The organism is Roseateles sp. GW823-FHT07B05 (assembly GCF_058794515.1).
Genome location: NZ_JBXAGX010000001.1, coordinates 388,404 through 409,322 on the forward strand (window position 1 = coordinate 388,404; position 20,919 = coordinate 409,322).

The following is a 20,919-nucleotide window of genomic DNA, read 5'->3' on the forward strand; positions in this document are numbered from 1 at the left end:
GGGGGTTGCAATCGATCAGCGATTTACCCGACAGAAACCCTTCAATTCAAGGCCGCAGTGACGGATTGCGCGGGCGTTACGAGTGCATCCGGAGGTGCCGGAAGTCAGCCCGCCGCGGGCTCACCAGCAGCGCAGCTTCTGCCCCGCCAGCGCGCAGGTGGACAGCGGCTGGCCCAGCGTGTCGTAGGCCTGCAGCCGCCAGCCCTGCGGTGTGGCGCTGAGCAGCGTGAAGCCGAAGTCGGTGTGGGTGTGGAAGGTCTCCGGCCGCGCCCCCCGCAGCGGCTCCATCGCGAGCGCCGCGGCGGCGTCGATGCGGCCGGAGGCGGCCGACCCGCCGTTGCCGATCACCAGGCTGGCCGGGTGGTTGGACGCGAAGCCCAGCGCCTGGTGGATGTGCAGGTGGCCATGCAGCGTGGCCTGCACGCCCGGCGGCAGCAGCCGGGGGCCGAAGGCGTCCTGCAGCAGCGGCGTGAGGCCGGAGCGGACGAGGCCCGGTCGACCGGTGGGGCTGGGGTTGAAGGCCAGGCTGGGGTGGTGGCTGAGGAACAGGCTCTGCGCGCGCTGCGCGGCGAGCTGGGTGACGTCGTCCAGCTGCCGGCGCCACTGCGCCCAGGCGGCCGACGCCGGCGGCGGGGCGGCGCTGCCGACCTCGGCGGAGTCGAACACGATGAGCTGGCTGCGCGGCGACAGCGGCACGGCGAACGGGGCCGTGAAGTCGCCGGCGTTGACGCCGCCGGCCGCGGCGGGCTCGCACGCGCGGGCCGCGCCGGGCTGGGCGTCCAGATAGCGCAGCCAGCCCTGGCCGGCGCGTGCGCAGGCCTCGTGGTTGCCGCGCACGAACACCCACGGCGCCGCGGCCAGCAGGGCCTGGGCGGGCGCGAAGAAGTCGGCCTGCCAGGCGTCGTCGCCGTAGCCCCAGGGGCTGTTCGCGCAGCCGGCCATGCCGGCGGGGCAGGGGCTTTCGCGGTAGTGGTAGTCACCGACGTGGATGACGAGGTCGGGCTGCAGCGCCAGCGCTCGCGCCAGCACGCGCGGGAAGGGCCAGCGGAAGGCGTCGTTGCAGGCCTGGAAGTCGCGCTCCGACGCCTTCAGCCGGCAGCCGGTGTCGCCCATGACGACGATGCGGCGCAGTTCGGCCGCGGGCGCGCGCAGCGTGATGCCGCCCACCTGCACGCTGGCGGCGCCGTCCGGCCAGGGGGCCTCGCAGGCGCGCAGCGTGAAGCTCGTCGGTTTGCCCAGCGGCTGCTTGTTGCCGGGGGGCGGGGGCAACTCGGCGGGCGCGCTGCGCTCGGTCATCGCGGCGCTGCCGCCGTCCCAGCTCAGCGTGGGGCAGGCCTCGCCGGTCAGCGCGCGCACGGCCCAGCCGGGGCCGGCCACCGCCTGCACCCAGGCCTGCTGCAGCCCCACCGGCGGCGGGGGCGGCGCTGCCGGCGGCAGCGGCGGCGCGGCGCAGCCGGCGATCACCAGCAGCGAGGCGAGCAGGGTGAAACGCGCGCGATGAGTCATGTGTCGATCAACTGTGTGAGCGGCGCAAGATTAGCGCCCTGGCGGCACCGCCGTGCCGGTAGATTGCCGGCCGACGCCAACTTTGCCGCCCGCCATGTCCGCTGCCCCCCGCCTTGCCCTGCTCGCCCTGGTCCTGTCGTCGTCGGTGTTCGCCGCGCAGATCGGCACCATCCCGCCGGCCCAGCCGCTGACGGCCGAGCGTGTGGCCGCGCTGCCGGCCGCCGAGCGGGGCGCCTGGGCCGACTACCTGGCCCGCTCCGGCGCGCAGCGCGCCGCCGACCGCGCCGCGCTGGCCGCGGAGCGCCGCGGCCTGGCCCAGCTGCCGCCGCCTGCCGCCAGCGGCAACGGCGCGGCGACCATGCCGCTGGACAAGCCGGCCGGCTGGTATGCCGGCGACGAGGCCCGGGCCGTGGCCCGCAACATCCTGAGCTTCCAGACGCCCGCCGGCGGCTGGGGCAAGAACCAGCCGCGCAACACGGCGCCGCGCCAGCCCGGCCAGCACTGGGTGGCCGACAGCAACCCCAAGGCGCCGGTGCCGGGCGACTTCGACAAGCCCGACGCGTGGAGCTACGTGGGCACCATCGACAACGACGCGACGACCACGGAGATCCGCTTCCTGGCCCGCATGGCGGCGGCCCACCCCGGCGACGCCGGCGCCGCCTACCGCCAGGCCGCCGAGCGCGGCCTGCGCTACCTGCTGGCGGCACAGTTCCCCAACGGCGGCTGGCCGCAGGTGTGGCCGCTGCAGGGCGGCTACCACGACACCATCACGCTGAACGACAACGCGATGGTGGACGTGGCCGAGCTGGCGGGCGTGGCGGCGCGCGGCGAGGCGGACTTCGCCTTCCTGCCGGCCGCGCTGCGCGCCGAGCTGGCCGCGGCCGAGGCGAAGGCCGTGCAGCTGCTGCTGGCGATGCAGATGCGCGTCGACGGCAAGCCGGCGCTGTGGGCCCAGCAGCACGACGCGCTGACGCTGGCGCCGGCCTCGGCGCGCAACTACGAGCCGCCCGCGATGAGCAGCGGCGAGAGTGGCCGCGTGCTGGCCTATCTGATGAGCATCCCGCGGCCCACGCCGGCCATCGTGGAGGCGGTGAACGGCGGCATCGCGATGCTGAAGCGGCTGGCGGTGCGGGACCGCGCCTGGGTCATGGTGGACGCGGTGCAGGGCAAGCGGCTCGTCGAGCAGCCGGGCGCCGGGCCGCTGTGGTCGCGCTACTACGACGCGGCGACGCTCAAGCCCGTGTTCGGCGACCGCGACAAGACGCTGCACGACGACGTGCACGACATCAGCCCCGAGCGCCGCCGCGGCTATGCCTGGTGGGGCGCCTGGCCTGCGGGCACGCTGGCGGTCTACGACGCCTGGGCCGCGACCTGGAGCCGGCAACCCTAGGCCGTAACATGGAAACCAGCCCCCTGCTGCGTTTTCCATGTCCGTTCAGCGAACGTTCCGCCAGTTCCAGCGCCTGCTGATCGCAGGCAACCTGATCGTGCTGGCCCTGCTGGCCGGCACCACGCTGCTGGCGATGCGCAGCAGCCGCGAGGCCCACACGGCGCGGGCGCGTCAGTCGGTCGAGAACCTGGCGCGCTCGGTCAGCCAGAACGTGGGCGCCGAGATCCGCCAGATCGACAGCACGCTGGCGTCCATCATCCAGGAGCTGGACCGCCTGCAACCCGACGGCCCGCTGGATGCCGGCGCGGCGCGCACCATCATCGATGGCTGGCGCCTGCTGCTGCCCGAGGTGGACGGCATCCGCATCACCGACGCCGACGGCCGCGTGCTGACCAGCGACACGGCCGCGCCGGTGTCGGTCGGCGACCGGCCCTATTTCAACCAGGCTCGCGAGCGGCCGGACGTGCTGGCGCTGTCGGAGCCGTTGATGAGCCGTGTCACCGGCCGCTGGAGCCTGGCGCTGGCACGCGCCTGGCGCGGCAGCGACGGGCGCTTCCGGGGGCTGGTGTACGCGGTGCTGTCGGCCGAGCATTTCATCGACCGCTTCGAGGCCGTGGCCCGCGGCACGCGCGGCGCGGTGGCACTGCGCACCGACGGGCTCAACCTCGTGGCCCGCTACGTGCCGGGCGCCACCGACCGGCTGGCCGGCATCGGCGGCAGCCAGGTCTCGGCCGAGCTGGCCGACGTGCTGACCCACCGCCGCGAGAGCGGCTTCTACGTCACGCGCACGGCGCTGGACGGCGTGGAGCGCGCGTCGGCCTACCAGCGCGTGGCGGGCCGCCCGCTGACGGTGCTGGTGGGCCTGGACACCGAGGACTTCTACCGCCCCTGGCGGCGGGAGGCCGTGCAGCTGGGGCTGCTGAGCACGCTGCTGGGGCTGATGATGGCGACGCTGTCGGGCATGGTGCTGCTGCGCCAGCGCGACCTGCTGCGCGCCCAGGCGGCGTCGGCCCAGCTGGCCGCCGAGCAGCAGGCCATGCTGGACAACGAGATCGTCGGCATCGCCAAGGCCGCGGACCGCCGCACCGTCTGGCACAACCGCGCGCTGGCGCGCATGCTGGGCTGCGCGCCGGGCGAGATGATCGGGCGGCCCACGCGCGAGGTCTATGCCGACGAGGCCGACTACCGGCGCGTCGGCCAGGCCTACGCCGAGCTGACCGAAGGCCGGCAGTACCGCACCGAGGTGCAGATGCGCCGCCACGACGGCAGCCTGGTGTGGGTGGACCTCAGCGGCGTGCGGCTGCCCAACGGCGAGTCCATGTGGGTCATGGTGGACATCTCGCGCGTGAAGGCCAGCGAGGCCGACGCGCAGCACCGCGCCGGCCACGACGCGCTGACCGGCCTGCCCAACCGCAGCCGGCTGGAGCCGGCCATCGCCGGCGCGATCCGCCAGGCGCGCCAGGCCGGCAGCAAGCTGGCCGTGGCCTTCATCGATCTGGACGGCTTCAAGGCCATCAACGACGAGCTGGGCCACGAGGCCGGCGACGCGCTGCTGCGCGAGATCGCCCGCCGCATTGCCCGGGGCATCCGCGTCGAGGACCTGGCCGCGCGGCTGGGCGGCGACGAGTTCGTCATCGTGCTGGGCGGCGTGAACCGGCGCGACGACGTGGAGCCGGTGCTGGCGCGCATGCTGCAGTCGCTGGAGGCGCCGTTCGAACTGCCGGGCGGCGGCCACTGCGCGGTGGGCGCCAGCGTGGGCGTGGCGCTGTGGCCCGACGACGGCCGTCAGGCCGACGAGCTGATGGCCCGCGCCGACGAGGCCATGTACGCCGCCAAGCGGGCCGGCAAGCACCGCATCGAGTTCAGCTCGCCGACCTGAGTTCGAAGCGCTTGATGTCGCCGACGACGAACAGGTAGCAGCACACGGCCACCAGTGCGTTGGCGGCCACGAACACGAGTGCCGCGTTGAACGAGCCGGTGCCCTTGATGAGGTAGCCGATGACGATGGGCGTCGTGATGCCGGCGGTGTTGCCGAAGGTGTTGAACAGCGCGCCCGACAGGCCCGAGATCTCGCGCGGCGACGTGTCCGACACGACGGCCCAGCCCAGCGCGCCCAGGCCCTTGCCGAAGAAGGCCAGCGACATGATGGCGACGACGACGATGGAGCTGTCGACGTAGTTGCACAGGATCATGCTGGTGCTCAGCAGCATGCCGATGACGATGGGGGTCTTGCGCGCGAAGGTGAGGCTCTTGCCACGGCGCAGCAGGCCGTCGGAGATCAGCCCGCCCAGCACGCCGCCGGCAAAGCCGCAGATGGCCGGCAGCGCGGCCACGAAGCCGGCGCTGAGGATGGACATGCCGCGCTCCTTGACGAGGTAGACGGGGAACCAGGTCAGGAAGAAGTAGGTCAGCGTCGTGATGCAGTACTGGCCCACGTAGACGCCCAGCAGCATGCGGTTGCCCAGCAGTTGCTTGATGTAGCCGAGCTTCGGCGTGTTGGGCGCGAAGCTGCGGCTCTGGTTGCCGGGCTGGTCCATGTTGACCAGCGCGCCGCCGGCGGCGAGGTAATCCAGCTCGGCCTGGTTGACGCCGGGATGGGTGCGTGGCGTGTAGATGGTCTTCATCCACACGATGCTGAGCGCGACGCCCAGCAGGCCCATGACGACGAACACCGCCGGCCAGCCGTGGCTGTGCGTGATCCAGCCCATCAGCGGCGCGAACAGCACGGTGGCGAAGTACTGCGCCGAGTTGAAGATGGCCGAGGCGGTGCCGCGCTCGGCGGCCGGGAACCAGCTCGCGACGATGCGGCCGTTGGCCGGGAAGGACGGCGCCTCCGCTGCGCCGACGAGGAAGCGCAGCGCGAACAGCGTGACGACCGCCAGGCCCACGTTGGCCGTGATGAAGCTGATGCCGCCCTGCAGCAGCGTGAAGACGGACCACAGGCAGATGCTGCACGCGTAGACCAGCTTGGAGCCGAAGCGGTCCAGCAGCCAGCCGCCGGGCAGCTGCGCGATGACGTAGGACCAGCCGAACGCCGAGAAGATGTAGCCCATCGTCACGGCGTCGATGCCCAGCTCCTTGGACAGCGCCGGACCGGCGATGGACAGCGTGGCGCGGTCGGCGTAGTTGATCGTCGTGACGACGAAGAGCATCGCGAGGATGCCGAAGCGCTTCCTCGTGCGGGTGGCGCTGTGGCTGGCTGCTTGCGCCAGCGAGGCGGTGGTGGTGTTCATGGAGTCTCCGGGCAATGCAGCGGCTGCGCCTCTGGCCGGGCGCTTGCGCTGAGTGGGGGTGTCAGGCCTGCCGACTAGGCTTGCGTGTAGGCCGTCTTGACCGTCGTGTAGAACTCGGCGGCGTAGCGGCCCTGCTCGCGCGGGCCGTAGCTGCTGCCCTTGCGGCCGCCGAAGGGCACGTGATAGTCCACGCCCGCCGTCGGCAGGTTGACCATCACCATGCCGGCCTGCGAGTGGCGCTTGAAGTGCGTGGCGTGCTTCAAAGACGTGGTGGCGATGCCGGCGGCCAGGCCGAACGGCGTGTCGTTGGAGAGCTGCAGCGCGTGCTCGTAGTCGCGGGCGCGCAGCACGCTGACGACCGGGCCGAACACTTCCTCGCGGTTGATGCGCATCTCGGGTGTCGTGTCGGTGATGAGCGCCGGCGTCAGGTAGAAGCCCGGCGCGCCGTCGGCGTTGTGCTCGATGCGCTCACCGCCTTGCGCCAGCTTGCCGCCTTCGCTCTTGGCGATGCCGATGTAGTCGGTGTCCTGGCCGAGCTGGCTGGCGTCGACGACGGGGCCGATGTCGGTGCCGGCCTTGCGGGCGTCGTCGACCTTCAGCGCCTTCATCTTCTCGACCATCGCGGCGATGAAGCGGTCATGGATGCCGTCGGTGACGATGAGGCGCGACGAGGCCGTGCAGCGCTGGCCCGTCGAGAAGAAGCCGCTGTTGACGGCCGCATTCACCGCGACGCCCAGGTCGGCATCGTCCAGCACGATCATCGGGTTCTTGCCGCCCATCTCCAGCTGGAACTTGGCCATGCGCGCGACGGCGGCGGCGGCGACCTTCTGGCCGGTGGCGACCGAGCCGGTGAAGCTGATGGCCGCCACGCGCGGGTCGTGCAGCAGCTTCTCGCCGACGACCGAGCCGCGGCCCATGACGAGGTTGAACACGCCGGCCGGCAGGCCCGCGCGCGACAGGATCTCGGCCAGCGCCCAGGCTGAGCCCGGCACGAGGTCGGCCGGCTTGAAGACGACGCAGTTGCCCCAGGCCAGCGCCGGCGCGATCTTCCACGCGGGGATGGCGATGGGGAAGTTCCACGGCGTGATGAGGCCGACGACGCCGACCGCTTCACGCGTGACTTCCACGCCGACGCCGGGGCGCACGGAGGGCATGGTCTCGCCGCCGGGGCGCAGCGCCTCGCCGGCGAAGAACTTGAAGATGTTGCCGGCGCGGACCACTTCGCCGATGGCCTCGGGCAGCGTCTTGCCTTCCTCGCGGGCCAGCAGGTCGCCCAGCTCGGCACGGCGGGCCAGGATCTCGGTGCCGACGGCGTCGAGGATGTCGAAGCGCTGCTGCGGCGTCGACAGGCTCCAGGCCGGGAACGCAGCCGCGGCGGCGGTGATGGCGAGGTCGGCCTGGGCCGCGTCGGCCTGCGCGTATTCGCCGATCAGGTCGCGCGTGTCGGACGGGTTGATGTTGCGCGAGACGGCGGTGCCGTCGAGCCATTCGCCGTTGATGAGGTTCTTGAACATCGGTGCTGCTTTCAGTTCAACGGTCCAGGGCGGGCCGCTTGGGGTTGAAGGTCCAGCCAGGGATCAGGTATTGCATCGCGATCGCGTCGTCGCGCGCGCCCAGGCCGTATTGCTTGTAGAGCGCGTGCGCCTTTTCGACTTCCACCATGTCCAGCTCGATGCCCAGGCCCGGCTTCTTCGGCACGGCCACATGGCCGCCAACGATCTGCAGCGGCTCCTTGGTCAGCCGCTGGCCGTCCTGCCAGATCCAGTGCGTGTCGATGGCCGTGACCTTGCCCGGCGCGGCGGCGCCGACGTGCGTGAACATGGCCAGCGACACGTCGAAGTGGTTGTTCGAATGGCTGCCCCAGGTCAGGCCCCAGTCGCGGCAGGTCTGCGCCACGCGGACCGAGCCGGCCATGGTCCAGAAATGCGGGTCGGCCAGCGGGATGTCCACGCTCTGCAGCGACAGCGCGTGCGTCAGCTGGCGCCAGTCGGTGGCGACCATGTTGGTGGCCGTCGGCAGGCCGGTGGCGCGGCGGAACTCGGCCATCACCTCGCGGCCCGAGAAGCCGTCTTCGGCGCCGCAGGGGTCTTCGGCGTAGGCGACGATGCCGCGCATCTGCTGGCCCAGGCGGATCGCGTCCTTCAGCAGCCAGCCGCCGTTGGGGTCCAGCGTCACGCGGGCGTCGGGGAAGCGCTCGTGCAGCGCGCGGACGGCCTCGACCTCCTCGTCGCCGCGCAGCACGCCGCCCTTCAACTTGAAGTCGTTGAAGCCATAGCGCTCGCGCGCGGCCTCGGCGAGCTTGACGATGGCCTCGGGTGTCAGCGCGACCTCGTGGCGCAGGCGGAACCAGTCGTTGTCGGCGCCGGGCTCGGAGTGATAGGGCAGGTCGGTTTTCTTGCGGTCGCCGACGTAGAACAGATAGCCCAGCATCTCGACCGACTCGCGCTGCTGGCCTTCGCCGAGCAGCGCCGCGACCGGCACGTCCAGGTGCTTGCCCAGCAGGTCCAGCAGCGCCGACTCGATGGCCGTGACGGCGTGGATGGTGGTGCGCAGGTCGAAGGTCTGCAGGCCGCGGCCGCCGGCGTCGCGGTCGGCGAAGGTCTGCTGGATCTTCTGCAGCAGGCCCTGGTGGGCGCCGATGGGCTGGCCGACGACGAGGCTGCGCGCGTCCTCCAGCGTCTGGCGGATCTTCTCGCCGCCGGGCACCTCGCCGACGCCGGTGTTGCCCGCGCTGTCGGTCAGGATCAGCAGGTTGCGCGTGAAGAAGGGCGCATGCGCGCCGCTGAGGTTGAGCAGCATGCCGTCACGCCCGGCGACCGGGATGACACGCAGCTCTTTGATGACGGGGGTCGAGGTCATATCAGTACTTCAAAGATGGTGTGCCCCACCAAGTGGCACCCATGGAACTGGCTTTGCCAGGCCATCGGGTGCGCCCCCTTGAGGGGGAGGCGCGTGAGCGCCTCGGGGGTGGGCTCAATCAGTCTGCGGTGATCTTGCGGTCCGTGATCACTTTCTTCCAGCGCTCGAACTCGGCGTGCTGGAAGGCGGTGAACTGCTCGGGCGTGTTGGCGACGATCTCGAAGCCCTGTTCGACGAGCTTGGGCTTCACGTCGGCCGCGTTCAGCGTGGCGACGATGGCCGCGTGCAGCTTGCCCTTGATGTCCGCCGGCAGGCCCTTGGGCGCTGCCACGGCCTGCCACGAGTAGACCTGCAGGCCCTTGATGCCCAGCTCGTCCATCGTCGGCACGTCGGGTTGCACCGGCGAGCGCTTGGCACTCGTGATGCCAAGCGCTCGCAGCTTGCCGGCCTTGATCTGCGGCAGCGCGGTGTTGATGTTCATGAAGCTGGCGTCCACCTGGTTGCCCAGCAGGTCGGTCATCACGGGGCCGCCGCCCTTGTAGGGAATGTGCAGGCCCGAGGTGCCGGTCTGCTGCCAGAAGAGTTCGGCGGTGATGTGGTCGCTGCTGCCGTTGCCGCTGGAGCCGAAGCTCATCTTTTCGGGGTTGGCTTTCAGGAAGGCCAGCACCTCGGCCATCGTCTTGTGCGGCGACGCGGCGGGCACCACCAGCACGTTGGGCGCCTGCACGGCGACGGTGACGTAGTCCAGGTCCTTGGTCGGGTCGTAGGCCAGGTTCTTCAGCAGGTGCGGGCCGATGACCAGCGGGCCCAGCGACGTGACGAGCACGGTGTAGCCGTCGGCGGGCGCACGCTTGACCGCCGTGGTGCCGATGGTGCCGCCGGCGCCACCGCGGTTGTCGACGACGAAGCTGCCGCCGAGCTTCTCCTGCAGCTTGACGCTCAGCAGCCGGGCGATGGCATCGGTGGAGCCGCCGGGCGGGAAGGGCACCAGCAGCGTCACGGGTTTGGCCGGCCAAGCCTGGGCCAGCACGGCACCCGTGGCAGCGAGGCTCAGCAGCACGGAGGTCAGCAGTCGCTTCATCGTCTTGTCTCCTGGTGGTGTCGTTATGGGACGAGAACCTTACTGCGGACCCAGCTTGGCGATCAGCGCGCCGAGCGCGTCGACTTCGGCCGGCAGCAGGTCGCTCAGCGGCGGGCGCACCGGCCCGGCGCTGTGGCCCACCAGCGTGGCACCGGCCTTCACGATGGACACGGCGTAGCCCTCGCCCTTGTTGCGGATGGCCAGGTAGGGCAGGAAGAAGTCGCGGATCAGGCGGTCGCAGGTGGCGGTGTCGCCCGCCGCGTGCGCGTTGTAGAACGCCATCGCCGTCTTGGGGATGAAGTTGAAGACGGCCGACGAGTAGACCGGGCAGCCCATGGCCTTGTAGGCACCGGCGAACACTTCGGCCGTGGGCAGGCCGCCCAGGTAGGCGAAGCGGTTGCCCAGCGTCTGGCGGATGGCGACGAACTTCTCGATGTCGCCCAGGCCGTCCTTGAAGCCGATCAGGTTGGGGCAGCGGTCGGCCAGCACCTGCAGCGATTGCGGCGTCAGCTTGCAGGCGCCGCGGTTGTAGACGACGACGCCGAACTTGACGCTCTTGCAGACGGCCTCGACGTGGGCGATCAGGCCTTCCTGGCTGGCTTCGGTCAGGTAGTGGGGCAGCAGCAGCACGCCTTGCGCGCCCAGGCGCTCGGCCTCCTGCGCGTACTGGATGGCGACGCGCGTGCCACCGCCGGCGCCGGCGAGGATGGGCGTGCGGCCGCGGCAGGTGTCCAGCGCCACCTTGATGACGTCGCTGTATTCGCCCGGCTCCAGCGAGAAGAACTCACCCGTGCCGCCGGCCGCGAACAGCGCGGACGCGCCGTAGGGCTGCAGCCACTCCAGGCGGTCGGCATAGGCCTTGGGCGCGAAGTTGAGCTGGGCGTCGAAGTCGGTCAGCGGGAAGGACAGCAGGCCGGCTTCGAGGACGGCTTTGAGTTCTTGGGGCGACATGGGCGGGTCTCCGTGTGGGGTGTGCGTTGAAGGAAGGCTCGACGGCCGGTCGGCGCCGACTGTTTAAGTTGTAGGTCATCGTACAACTTGGATCAAATCCACAATGATTGGGGAAAACCCGCAATTCGCGTTTCTTTGCGGGCCGGGCGCCGGGCCGCTCCCAAGCCGGCCCGCGTTGGGCGATGTGCTTGCGGCTCAATGCCGCGAGCATCGCCGTCCCCTTGGGGGACCGGCTGGGCTCGCCAGCGTTCAGCGGGGCGAGACCGGGCGAGGGGCTTCCGTTGCGCGCCGGCGGCGTTCGCGGCTGTTGCTGAGGTGGGTGCGCATCGCCGCGCGGGCCGATTCGGCGTCCTGGTTCGTGATCGCGTCCAGGATGTTCTCGTGCTCGGTGTTCACGCGGCGCATATAGGCCTGGCGCTCGGCGCTCATCTCGGCGGCAGGCTCCAGCCGGGCGCGCGGAATGATCTGTGCGCCCAGCGTCGCCATCAGGTCGGCGAAGTGGCTGTTCTGCGTCGCGCGGGCGATCTCCAGGTGGAACTGGAAATCGGCAGCCACCGAGTCCAGCCCCGATTCGACGGCCGCAATCACCGCGTCCAGCGCCTTGCGCAGCGCGATGAGGTTGGCCTCGCTGCGGCGCTGGGCGGCCAGACCGGCGGCCTCGGTCTCCAGCCCGATGCGCAGCTCCAGCACGGCGATGACGTCCTGCAGCGTGCTGAACTGCTCCGGCGTGATCTTGAACGACGGCCCGTCGCCCGGGCCCAGCACGAAGGTGCCGATGCCGTGGCGCGTCTCGACGAGGCCCGCCGCCTGCAGCTTGGAGATGGCCTCGCGCACGACGGTGCGGCTGACCTCGAACTCTTCCATGATGGCCGCCTCGGTGGGCAGCTTGTCGCCGGTCTGCAGCTGGCCGGCGCGGATGCGGTCGCCCAGGGAGTCGACGAGTTCGAGGGCCAGCGTGCGGGGCCGGCGGCGGCCAGGGACTTGATTCAAGGGTTAACCCGAGGTTTTGAAACGAGCAGGGCGTCTAAAGTGACGTAAGTTGTACGACAACTAGACGACGTACAACACCACTGCACTTTAGCCACTCTGCCGCCGGACATGACTGCCGTTTCCCCCCGCCCCCCGCTGACCATCCGCATGCGCGACGAGGACAACGTCGCCATCGTCGCCAACGATGGCGGCCTGCCGGAAGGCACGGTGCTGCCCGCCGGCGTGCCCGGCGCCGGCCTCGCGCTGCGCGACAAGGTACCGCAAGGCCACAAGGTCGCGCTGAAGGACTTCGCCGAGGGCGACGTGGTGCTGCGCTACGGCGTGCCCATCGGCTATGCGCTCAAGGCCATCCCTGCCGGCAGCTGGGTGCACGAGCGCCTGCTGCAGATGCCGTCGGCCCGCGCGCTGGAAGGCCTGCCCATCGCCACCGTGAAGCCACCGGCCGCCGAGCCGCTGGAGGGCTACACCTTCGAGGGCTACCGCAACAAGGACGGCTCGGTCGGCACGCGCAACATCCTCGCCATCACGACCACCGTGCAGTGCGTGGCCGGCGTCGTCGCCCAGGCCGTGGCGCGCATCAAGGCCGAGCTGCTGCCGCTGTACCCGAACGTTGACGACGTCATCGGCCTGGAGCACAGCTACGGCTGCGGCGTGGCCATCGACGCGCCCGATGCCGTCATCCCGATCCGCACGCTGAAGAACATCTCGCTGAACCCCAACTTCGGTGGCGAGGTCATGGTGGTCAGCCTGGGCTGCGAGAAGCTGCAGCCCAACCGCCTGCTGCCGCCGGGGTCTTTTCCCATCGTCGACGAGCGCGGCGCGGACGCCGGCCCCGAGACCGTCTGCCTGCAGGACGACGCGCACGTCGGCTTCATGTCCATGCTGGACGACATCCTGCGGACCGCGAAGCCGCACCTCGAACGCCTGAACACCCGCCGCCGCGAGACCGTGCCGGCCAGCGAACTGGTGGTCGGCGTGCAGTGCGGTGGCAGCGACGCCTTCTCCGGCGTGACGGCCAACCCGGCCGTCGGTTTCTGCGCCGACCTGCTGGTGCGTGCCGGCGCCACCATCATGTTCAGCGAGAACACCGAGGTGCGCGACGCGGTGGAGCAGCTCACCAGCCGCGCCGCCAGCGCGGAAGTGGCCGACGCCATCATCCGCGAGCTGGGCTGGTACGACCGCTACCTGGACCGTGGCCGCGTCGACCGCGCCGCCAACACGACGCCCGGCAACAAGGCCGGTGGCCTGAGCAACATCGCCGAGAAGGCGATGGGTTCCATCATCAAGAGCGGCAGCTCGGCCATCAGCCATGTGCTGTCGCCCGGCGACAAGCTGCGGCCCGACCAGCGCGGCCTCGTCTACGCCGCCACGCCGGCCAGCGACTTCATCTGCGGCACGCTGCAACTGGCCGCCGGCATGAACCTGCACATCTTCACGACCGGCCGCGGCACGCCCTACGGCCTGGCCGAATGCCCGGTCGTCAAGGTCGCCACGCGCAGCGACCTCGCGCGCCGCTGGCACGACCTGATGGACATCAACGCCGGCCGCATCGCCGACGGCGAGATGACGATCGAAGAGGCGGGCTGGGACATGTTCCGCCTGCTGCTGGACGTGGCCAGCGGCCGCAAGAAGACCTGGGCCGAGCACTGGAAGCTGCACAACGCGCTGGTGCTCTTCAACCCGGCGCCAGTGACCTAGGCTGCCTGTGTGACGCTTTTGCGGAGCGAGCAGCTGGCCGCAGCATTGCCGGGAATCCGCCCCGCCGCCGGGTGGGACTCCCGGCAATGCAACGACGAGCGCACGCTTCGCAAAAGCAACCTCGACCCTGCATAGGGAGATTCCTTTCACCCTCTCGCCCTATGCTCGGTGTCCATGAGCACCCAGCCCAACCTGCCCGAAACGACCACCGCGCTTGACGGCGTCACGCAAGTCGTCGCCGAACCCCTGCGCTTCAAGGCCAAGCTGGCCATCGGCGAGAACGCCTACGCGTCGCTGCGCATGATCAACCGCACCCGCGAGATCTGGGATGTGCTGGGCGCGGCTGGCGGCGGGGCCGCGCTGGCCAAGGCGGCGGCGCTGGGGCTGGGCGCGGCAGCCACGCCGGTGGGCTGGGTGGCCATTGCGGCGCTGGCCTCGGGCGGTGCCTGCTACGGGCTGTACCGCTGGCTGGGCAACACCAAGGGTGACCGCGTCATCGAGATCCCCCGGTTCCTGAACACGCCGCTGGACACGCTGGGCCTGGCGCTGTTCGACCTCATCGCGCCGCTGGCGCTGCGGCTGGCGGCGGTGGACGGCGTCATCGAGCCGGCCGAGCGCGCCGCGCTGGCCGCGCACCTGGTGGACGACTGGGGCCTGGACGCCGGCTTCGTGGCCCAGGCCATTGAGCGAATCGAGCCCGGCGTGCTGCAGGGCACGGTCGAGGAGATGGCGGCCGAGCTGTCGGCCTTCCTGCATGCCAACCCCGACTGCAACCACACGGCGATCGCCACCGACCTGGGTCAGTTCCTGCGCCGGCTGCTGGAGGCGGGCGGGCCCCTGTCGGAGGCCGAGGAGGCCGCGCTGGCGGCCAGCGTTGCGCAGCTGATGCAGGTGCCCGACACCGCGCTCGCGCGGGCCTGGGTCGGCGCGAAGGCCGGGGCGGGCAAGGCGGCCGATCAGCTGGGCTCGACGGCCCGGGACGCCGCGGGCCTGTTGAATGCCTCGGCCAAGGAGGCCGCCGCATGGACGCTGGAGCGCCTGCCGACGCAGCAGGAGCTGCAGGCCGTGGCCGGCGCCGCGGCTGCGCAGGTGCAGCAGTCGGCACAGAAGGCCGCGTCGTGGGCGCAGGAGACGGTGCCCGTCGCCAGCCAGCAGGTCGAGGAGCTGGCCAGGCGCTCGCTGGACCTGGCCAGGACCGGCCTGGAGCAGTTGAAGAAGAAGTCGAAGCGCTAGGGGGAGGCTTGCAGATCCTCCCCAGGCAAGGCTGAACGCGGGGCGCCGTGGCGGCCCCGCGTCGAGGTGGCCTTACTGCCCCGCGCGCACCAGCCTCAGCACGCGGTTGCCCGCGCTGCCGGACAGGCCGACGTTGCCGTCCGTGAAGTCCACGTACCAGACGAAGCCGGCCACCGTGGCGGCGGACGATGTCCACACGCTGCTGTTGGGCGTGCCGGGGAAGCGTGTGTGCTGGATGGCGGGGCTGCTGCAGCGCCAGTTCACCAGCGAGGCCAGCTCGTTGCGGTTGGGCACGCGCCAGTCGTTGTAGGTCTTGCCGGCGCCCGCCGCGTCGGCGTTGACGGCCGTGGCGCGGGCCAGCGCGGCCGAGAAGCTGGCGTGCGTCGTCGCCGTGCCGGTGCCGCAGCTGGCGCCGGACAGGCCGTCCACGCACTGCATCCACATCAGCCCGGTGCGGGCGTCGGTGACGGTGCCGTTGCCGTGGTCGGTGTAGCGCGGCGTGGTGGCGTTGTCGCAGTCGGCGTCGGCCGCGGCGGTGCCGGCCACCAGGCGCGTCGCGAAGGTCTTGCCCAGCGGGTTGGTGGCAGGCTCGAAGGCGACGGCGCCGGAGCCGAAGTCCACCACCCAGTTGGCGCGCGTGTCGCCGGCGTAGGCGGTGCCGGTCCACGACGGCACGGCGGCCGTGGTGCCCAGCTTGGCGTCGATGCGCGCGCCGGTCGTCGCCCCGGCGTCCACCAGGCTGGCCAGTTCGGCCGGCGTGGGCAGGCGCCAGTCGGCGCGGCCGCAGCGGTTGGCGGCGTTGGCCGCATCGGCCAGCACCTGCGCGGCGGCCAGCGTGTTGGCGGTGGCCGAGGCGGCGTCCCACAGCAGGCCGGTGACCTGGTCCTGCACGCAGGCGCCGCCGCTGGTGGCGGCGAACGAGAAGCCGACGCGGCCGTCGGCGCCGTCGTTGGTCAGCGCGCTGGCGTCGCGGCCGGCCGCGGCGTCCTGGCCGGCGATGTCGGTGGCCGAGCAGGCGCCCAGCGCGTTGGCCTTGTTCAGGCACTGCGTGATGCCCGTGTCGTTCAGGCCGCCGGCGAAGGTGTTGACGATGCTCGCGCGGTTGGTCGTCGTGCGGCCTTCGAACTCGGTCGTGATGTCCAGCCGCTCGTTGGGCTCGAACGTGGTGTTGGCGCAGGTCGTGATGGGCACGGTCACGCTGCTGGCGCCGGCCGGCACGGTGGCGGTGGCGCGCGTGGCGGTGATGTAGTCCACGCCGACGCTGTTGCAGCGGTCGCCGCCGGTGGCGTCGCCGGTGGTGGCGGTGACGGCGGCGGTGGAGTAGATGACGTCGGCCGGGCCGGTGGCGCCGGCGGCCAGCGTGATCTTGAGGTTCAGCGGCGAGCCGGCCAGTGCCGGGTCCACGGTCACCGTCAGCGGGCCCTTGGGCGGCGGGGGCGGGGGCGGCGTGCTGCCACCACCGCCGCCACCGCCACCGCCGCAGGCGCTCAGCAGCGCGGCGGCGCCAAGCAGGCCGGCGACGGCGACGGGCGACAGGCTGCGCGCGGCGCGGCTGGCAGGGGCGGGCGGGGCGATGAGCGGGCGCGGGGCCGGGCGGTGGGCGAGGGTCATGGCGTCCTCCTGGGGGGTTCTGGCGTCTGTGGGGGCGGCGCGGCCGAGGCGCCGGCAAAGGAGAGCTGCAGCTTGAGCTGGTGCTCGCGCTGCGCCTGGGCATGCAGGGATCGGGCCTGCTGCCGGGTTGTCTGCCAGCGTAGCAGCGCCAGCGTGACATCCAGCAGTCGGCCCGCGCGTGCGGGCCACCAGCGGCAGGCCGCGCGCAGCGCGCCGGCCAGCGGGCCCAGCGCCTGCTCGACCCAGCGGGCCTGCGGGTACAGCAGCACGCAGGCGTCGATGGCGGCGTCGGGCGCGGCGTCCTGCACGCGGGCCAGGAACTGGGCTTCCGCGCGCGGGCCGTCCAGCGGCTCGATGAACAGCACCTCGACCCGTGTGGCCGGCGCCCGGCCCTCGGCCTCGTCGGCCTCGCGCCGCTGCGCGAGCACGCGCTGCGGGCCCAGCCCGGCCAGCACCCAGGCCTCGGCCTTGGCGCCGGGCAGGTCGGCAAAGCGCGCGGCCGACGCGAGCTGGCGCAGCACGAACAGGCGGTGCACGCCGGCCGGCGCGCCGAACCCGGCCTGGATGCGGGCCTGCCAGGCGGCGTCGTCGGCACAGGCTTCCTGGCGGGCCGCCGACGGCGGCGCGGCGGTGGCGGGCGCGGCGACCAGGCCGTGGCCGCGCCACAGCGGCGCCGCGAGGCCGTGGAGGTCCACCGCGGCGCCGCCCAGCCGGTGCGCGCTGGCGGCCAGGCCCAGCACGCTGGTGCGCTCGGTGGCGCGCGTGACGGGGCTGAGTGCGAGGCCGGCGCGGGCCTGCACGGCCTGCGTGAGGTGGGGCATCAGCGTGCGGTCGGGCAGCGTGCGGGCGATGCCGTCGTCCAGGTGCACCTGCGTGCCGGCGACGGTGTAGTCGCGCCCGGGCTGCAGCAGGTCGCGCACCGCCAGCGCCTGGCGCAGCAGCCATTCGCCGCGCTCGGTCTGGCGCCAGAGCGGCGGCAGCCGGGTGATGAGGTCGGCGGCCAGCGCGGCGCCGGCGGTCGTCCACAGCAGGCCTTGCTCGGCGCTCAGCGTGTAGTGCTGCGGCGCCTGCAGCGCGTCCACGGCCGTGCGTGCCTGCAGCAGCGCCTCGCCCAGCGCGGTGCTGTCGTCGGGCACGGACAGCAGCACGGGGTTCACGGCGTCGTCGAACAGCACGCGGTCCAGCTCGTCGATGAGCACGGCGAACACGCCGCGCGTGACCAGCAGGCCCGCGCCGGCCTCGCCCTGCAGCCGCGCCTCCAGGCGTTGCGCGTCGCCGCTGCCGCGCTCGCGGCGGTCGCGGGCGAGGTCGGCGGCCAGGCGGCGGGCCGGCACGATGACGACGTCGGCCGCATAGGCGCGGCGCAGCGCAGCGCCGTTGGCGTCTGAGCCGGCGGGCGCGGCGTTCAGCCCCAGCGCGGCGAACCGTGGCAGCAGCGCGCGGGTGGCCTGCGCGGCGGCCTCGTCGTCGGCCGTCACCAGCATGCAGGGGCGGCCCGACGCGGCCCAGGCGGCGGCGGCCAGCGCCAGCGCCGGGTGGCGGTCCGCCGCGCGCGGCAGTGGCACGGCGCCTTGCAGCACGAGGTGGCAGGCGGCGTCGACGAGCGCGGGCGGCAGCTGCCAGGCGACCTGCGCCGCGGCCAGGCCCTGAGCCAGCGCGGCGTGTTCGGCGGCGGTGTCCTCGCGGTTCAGCGCGCGGCGCAGCGCATGGCCGGCGTCGCGCAGGCTGGCCGCGGGGTCGAACACATGGGGCAGCGCGGCGTCCACGGCGGCGCGCAGCGCTGCCACTTCGACCGCCCGCCCGGCCGGCCGCGGCGCCAGGCCGCGTGGCTCCGCCTGCTGCTCCCGTGGCGGGAACCAGGGCGGGGTCAGCGTCGCCTCAGAGGCCATAACGGTGCTGCAGCAGCTGCTGGAAGCCGGCCCACAGCCGGCTGCCCAGTGGCTTGGCCGCCACGGGCACGCGCAGCACGCCGCTCATGCCGTGCAGCGCCAGGTCGGCGGGCAGCGCGCGCGGTGCGAACTCGGCCTGGATCTCGAAGAAGGCCTCGGCCGCCGTCGTGCCGGTGCTGTCGTCGGGGCGGATGGCCACGTCGCCGCCGCCGCCGAAGCCCAGCGACGGCGACATCAGCCGCTGGCGCTGGTAGGGCACCATGCGCAGGCTGGCCAGGTGCAGCGCCTCGCCGCGGCGGCCGGCCAGCCGCAGCTCGGACTGTGCCGCCGGCGGCAGCGCGCTCAGCTCGGCGGCGTCGGCCTGCGGCAGCACGGCCGCGAAGCGCAGCGCGCTGCGGTCCACCACCTCGCCCACGGGCTGCGCACGGTCCACCCAGGCGCCCAGGCGCTCGTGCAGCTGCGGCGCCACCCACTCGCCATCCTGCGGCGCGCGCAGCACCAGCGCCGCGAGCAGCTTCTCGGTCTCGACGAGGCGGGCGTTCAGCGCGTCCAGCCGCGCCTGCATGGGGCCCACCTCGGCCGGCACGCCGCTGAGCGCCAGGCCCAGCTGGGCGCGCGTCTCGGCGATCTGGCCCTGGATGAGGTCCAGCTGCAGCGCCAGCTCGGGGCTGTCGAAGCGGGCCAGCAGCTCGCCCTTCCTGACGCGCTGGCCGTGGCGCACCGGCATCTCCTGCAGCCGCGCGGCGATGGGCAGGTACAGCGGGCTGCTCTGGCGCGCTTCCAGCACGCCCGGCAGGCGCAGCGCATGCGGCAGCGGCAGCACGAACAGCAGCAGCCACAGCCCCAGCACCATCGCGCCCATGGCCGCGAAGGCACGCGTGCGCAGCGTGCCCGAGGCCATGCGCAGCCAGGCCCACAGCTTGGTGGCCGGCATCAGCACCATGGTGATGACCGTGGTGGCGGCCATGACGACGCCGACGCCGAACCACTGGTCCGTCACATAGGCCAGCACGCCCAGCGTGACGACCCAGCGGTAGCCGAAGGCCAGCGCGCCGTAGACGGTGAACCAGACGCGCTCGTGGCGGTCCTGCGCGGGCTCGGGGTGCTCGCGCTGGCCGAACAGGTACTTCGAGCCGTAGTGCAGCCACTGCGCCTGCGCCTTCTGGTAGAGGTTGGGCATCTCCACCAGGTCGGACAGGATGTAGTACGCGTCGTAGCGCAGCAGCGGGTTGCCGTTGAAGATCAGGCTGGACAGCGAGCCGACGATCATCACGTTGAAGGCCATGCTGTGCACGGTGCCGTCGGCGGTGGAGGCCCACACGACGCAGGCGATGGCGGCCAGGAACAGCTCGGCCAGCATGCCGGCCGCGCCCACGTAGGCGCGCTGCCACTTGTTGCGCAGGCCCCAGCTCGCCGACGCGTCCACGTAGGGCAGCGGCGCCAGCACCAGCACCATGACGCCAAAGGTGGGCACCTGCCCGCCGTAGCGCTTGCAGACGAAGGCATGCGCCAGTTCGTGCACGACCTTGACCAGCGTCGTCGCCAGGTACAGCCACGGCAGGTTGGACAGCGACAGCAGCCCCTCGCTGCCGTTGCCGATGGCGCCGGTGTGCTCGAACGCCGTCGCCGCGCCCCAGGCCACGACGGCCAGCCACACGGCCCCCGCGACACGGCCCGTGCAGGCACGGATGAACGGCAGCATGCGGTCCAGGTACTTGTCCAGCCCGAACAGCGGGAAGCGCCAGAACATGAACGACAGCAGCTTGCCGATGAACTCGCGCGAGCGCTGCTTCTGCAGCCGCTCGGAGATCGCGTCGGCGTGCGGCTGCTCGCGGAAGAACAGCAGGCTGGACAGGTGCAGCTGCGACAGCAGCCGCACGACTTCCTCCTGGCCGGGCGTGCCCTCGGGGTGGCGGCGGGCCAGGTCTTGCCAGACCTCGTCGACGGTTTTTTCGCCATCGAGGGCGCGCAGGAATTCGTAGGCCTGCGGCGTGACGCGGTAGAACCGGTGCGAGTAGCCGTCTTCCAGCAGCACCCAGGGCTGGCCGCGGTAGCGCTGGGCCTGGGCTTCCACGGTGGGCAGCAGCGCGACGCGCGACTGGGCGACCTGGTACCAGCTGTCGGAGAGGGTGCCCTGGGTCATGGGGCTTCTCCGATGGCTGGTTGATGCGAGAGGCCCATGCCGGGACGTCGCCCCGGCGGGCGACCTTCTTTTTGAGCGACCAAAAAGAAGGCAAAAAGTCGCCCCCGAACCGCCCGGCCCTTTGCTTCGCAGCGGGCTGCCCTGCGGTGCTCGGCCCTTGCGGCCCCGCGCAGAACTCGCTCCGCTACGCTGCGCTCAAACAGCTGCGCGGAGTCGGTTGACGAAGTGCGCTGCGCGCACGGCCTCAAGGGCCTGCGCTCCTCGGCGGGCTCAGAGGGGGGGTGATGAGCAGCCGCTGCCAGCAGGCTTGCGGGCTTGGCCGTCGGCATCAAGCT

14 protein-coding genes are annotated in these 20,919 nt (G+C 72.1%); 4 read left to right on the forward strand and 10 right to left on the reverse strand.

Annotated elements, in window-relative coordinates; translation table 11 throughout:
- Window positions 1-120 precede the first annotated feature (120 nt).
- A complete protein-coding gene (locus AC1Q7O_RS01685) occupies window positions 121-1,506 on the reverse strand; it encodes a metallophosphoesterase (protein ID WP_492662309.1) in 1,386 nt (461 codons plus the stop codon).
- Window positions 1,507-1,600: 94 nt separating this feature from the next.
- Between AC1Q7O_RS01685 and pelA the strand changes: the two genes are divergently transcribed.
- Entirely contained in the window at window positions 1,601-2,896 is a 1,296-nt protein-coding gene (gene pelA / locus AC1Q7O_RS01690) for a pectate lyase (protein ID WP_492662308.1), read from the forward strand.
- 37 nt (window positions 2,897-2,933) lie between these two features.
- The gene (locus AC1Q7O_RS01695) at window positions 2,934-4,775 is read left to right on the forward strand and encodes a sensor domain-containing diguanylate cyclase (RefSeq protein ID WP_492662307.1); all 1,842 of its coding nucleotides are present in this window, start codon (window positions 2,934-2,936) and stop codon (window positions 4,773-4,775) included.
- On the opposite strand, the gene AC1Q7O_RS01700 is transcribed toward AC1Q7O_RS01695, so the two are convergent.
- The 6 genes from AC1Q7O_RS01700 to AC1Q7O_RS01725 form a co-directional block, all read right to left on the reverse strand.
- Entirely contained in the window at window positions 4,759-6,129 is a 1,371-nt protein-coding gene (locus AC1Q7O_RS01700; protein WP_492662306.1) for an MFS transporter, read from the reverse strand. The genes AC1Q7O_RS01695 and AC1Q7O_RS01700 overlap by 17 nt on opposite strands.
- Window positions 6,130-6,203: 74 nt before the next feature.
- Window positions 6,204-7,643: an aldehyde dehydrogenase family protein gene (locus AC1Q7O_RS01705; protein ID WP_492662305.1), complete on the reverse strand. Its 1,440-nt coding sequence runs from the start codon at window positions 7,641-7,643 to the stop codon at window positions 6,204-6,206.
- 16 nt (window positions 7,644-7,659) lie between these two features.
- Entirely contained in the window at window positions 7,660-8,988 is a 1,329-nt protein-coding gene (gene gudD / locus AC1Q7O_RS01710; RefSeq protein ID WP_492662304.1) for a glucarate dehydratase, read from the reverse strand.
- A 118-nt stretch (window positions 8,989-9,106) separates the two neighbouring features.
- The gene (locus AC1Q7O_RS01715) at window positions 9,107-10,069 is read right to left on the reverse strand and encodes a Bug family tripartite tricarboxylate transporter substrate binding protein (RefSeq protein WP_492662303.1); all 963 of its coding nucleotides are present in this window, start codon (window positions 10,067-10,069) and stop codon (window positions 9,107-9,109) included.
- A 39-nt stretch (window positions 10,070-10,108) separates the two neighbouring features.
- Complete coding sequence (gene kdgD / locus AC1Q7O_RS01720; RefSeq protein ID WP_492662302.1) at window positions 10,109-11,020, reverse strand: 5-dehydro-4-deoxyglucarate dehydratase; 912 nt, start codon at window positions 11,018-11,020, stop codon at window positions 10,109-10,111.
- A 249-nt stretch (window positions 11,021-11,269) separates the two neighbouring features.
- Entirely contained in the window at window positions 11,270-12,010 is a 741-nt protein-coding gene (locus AC1Q7O_RS01725; RefSeq protein ID WP_492662301.1) for a FadR/GntR family transcriptional regulator, read from the reverse strand.
- A 108-nt stretch (window positions 12,011-12,118) separates the two neighbouring features.
- On the opposite strand from AC1Q7O_RS01725, the gene garD reads away from it, so the two are divergent.
- Both garD and AC1Q7O_RS01735 read left to right on the forward strand, forming a co-directional pair.
- A complete protein-coding gene (gene garD, locus AC1Q7O_RS01730; protein ID WP_492662300.1) occupies window positions 12,119-13,708 on the forward strand; it encodes a galactarate dehydratase in 1,590 nt (529 codons plus the stop codon).
- Between the two features lie 174 nt (window positions 13,709-13,882).
- Window positions 13,883-14,941, forward strand: a complete 1,059-nt coding sequence (locus AC1Q7O_RS01735) for a TerB family tellurite resistance protein (protein WP_492662299.1) — start codon at window positions 13,883-13,885, stop codon at window positions 14,939-14,941.
- 72 nt (window positions 14,942-15,013) lie between these two features.
- Here the strand turns inward: AC1Q7O_RS01735 and AC1Q7O_RS01740 are convergent, their stop codons facing one another.
- From AC1Q7O_RS01740 to AC1Q7O_RS01750, 3 genes are read right to left on the reverse strand one after another with little or no spacing between them, the layout of a single operon-like run.
- Window positions 15,014-16,552 (reverse strand): Lcl C-terminal domain-containing protein, encoded by a 1,539-nt coding sequence (locus AC1Q7O_RS01740; RefSeq protein ID WP_492662298.1) that lies wholly within the window; start codon window positions 16,550-16,552, stop codon window positions 15,014-15,016.
- Complete coding sequence (locus AC1Q7O_RS01745; protein WP_492662653.1) at window positions 16,549-18,441, reverse strand: hypothetical protein; 1,893 nt, start codon at window positions 18,439-18,441, stop codon at window positions 16,549-16,551. Before AC1Q7O_RS01745 ends, AC1Q7O_RS01740 begins: the two co-directional genes overlap by 4 nt.
- Window positions 18,431-20,584, reverse strand: coding sequence for an efflux RND transporter periplasmic adaptor subunit (locus AC1Q7O_RS01750; RefSeq protein WP_492661832.1), 2,154 nt, complete (start codon window positions 20,582-20,584; stop codon window positions 18,431-18,433). The genes AC1Q7O_RS01745 and AC1Q7O_RS01750 overlap by 11 nt, the downstream gene beginning before the upstream one ends.
- Window positions 20,585-20,919 lie beyond the last annotated feature (335 nt).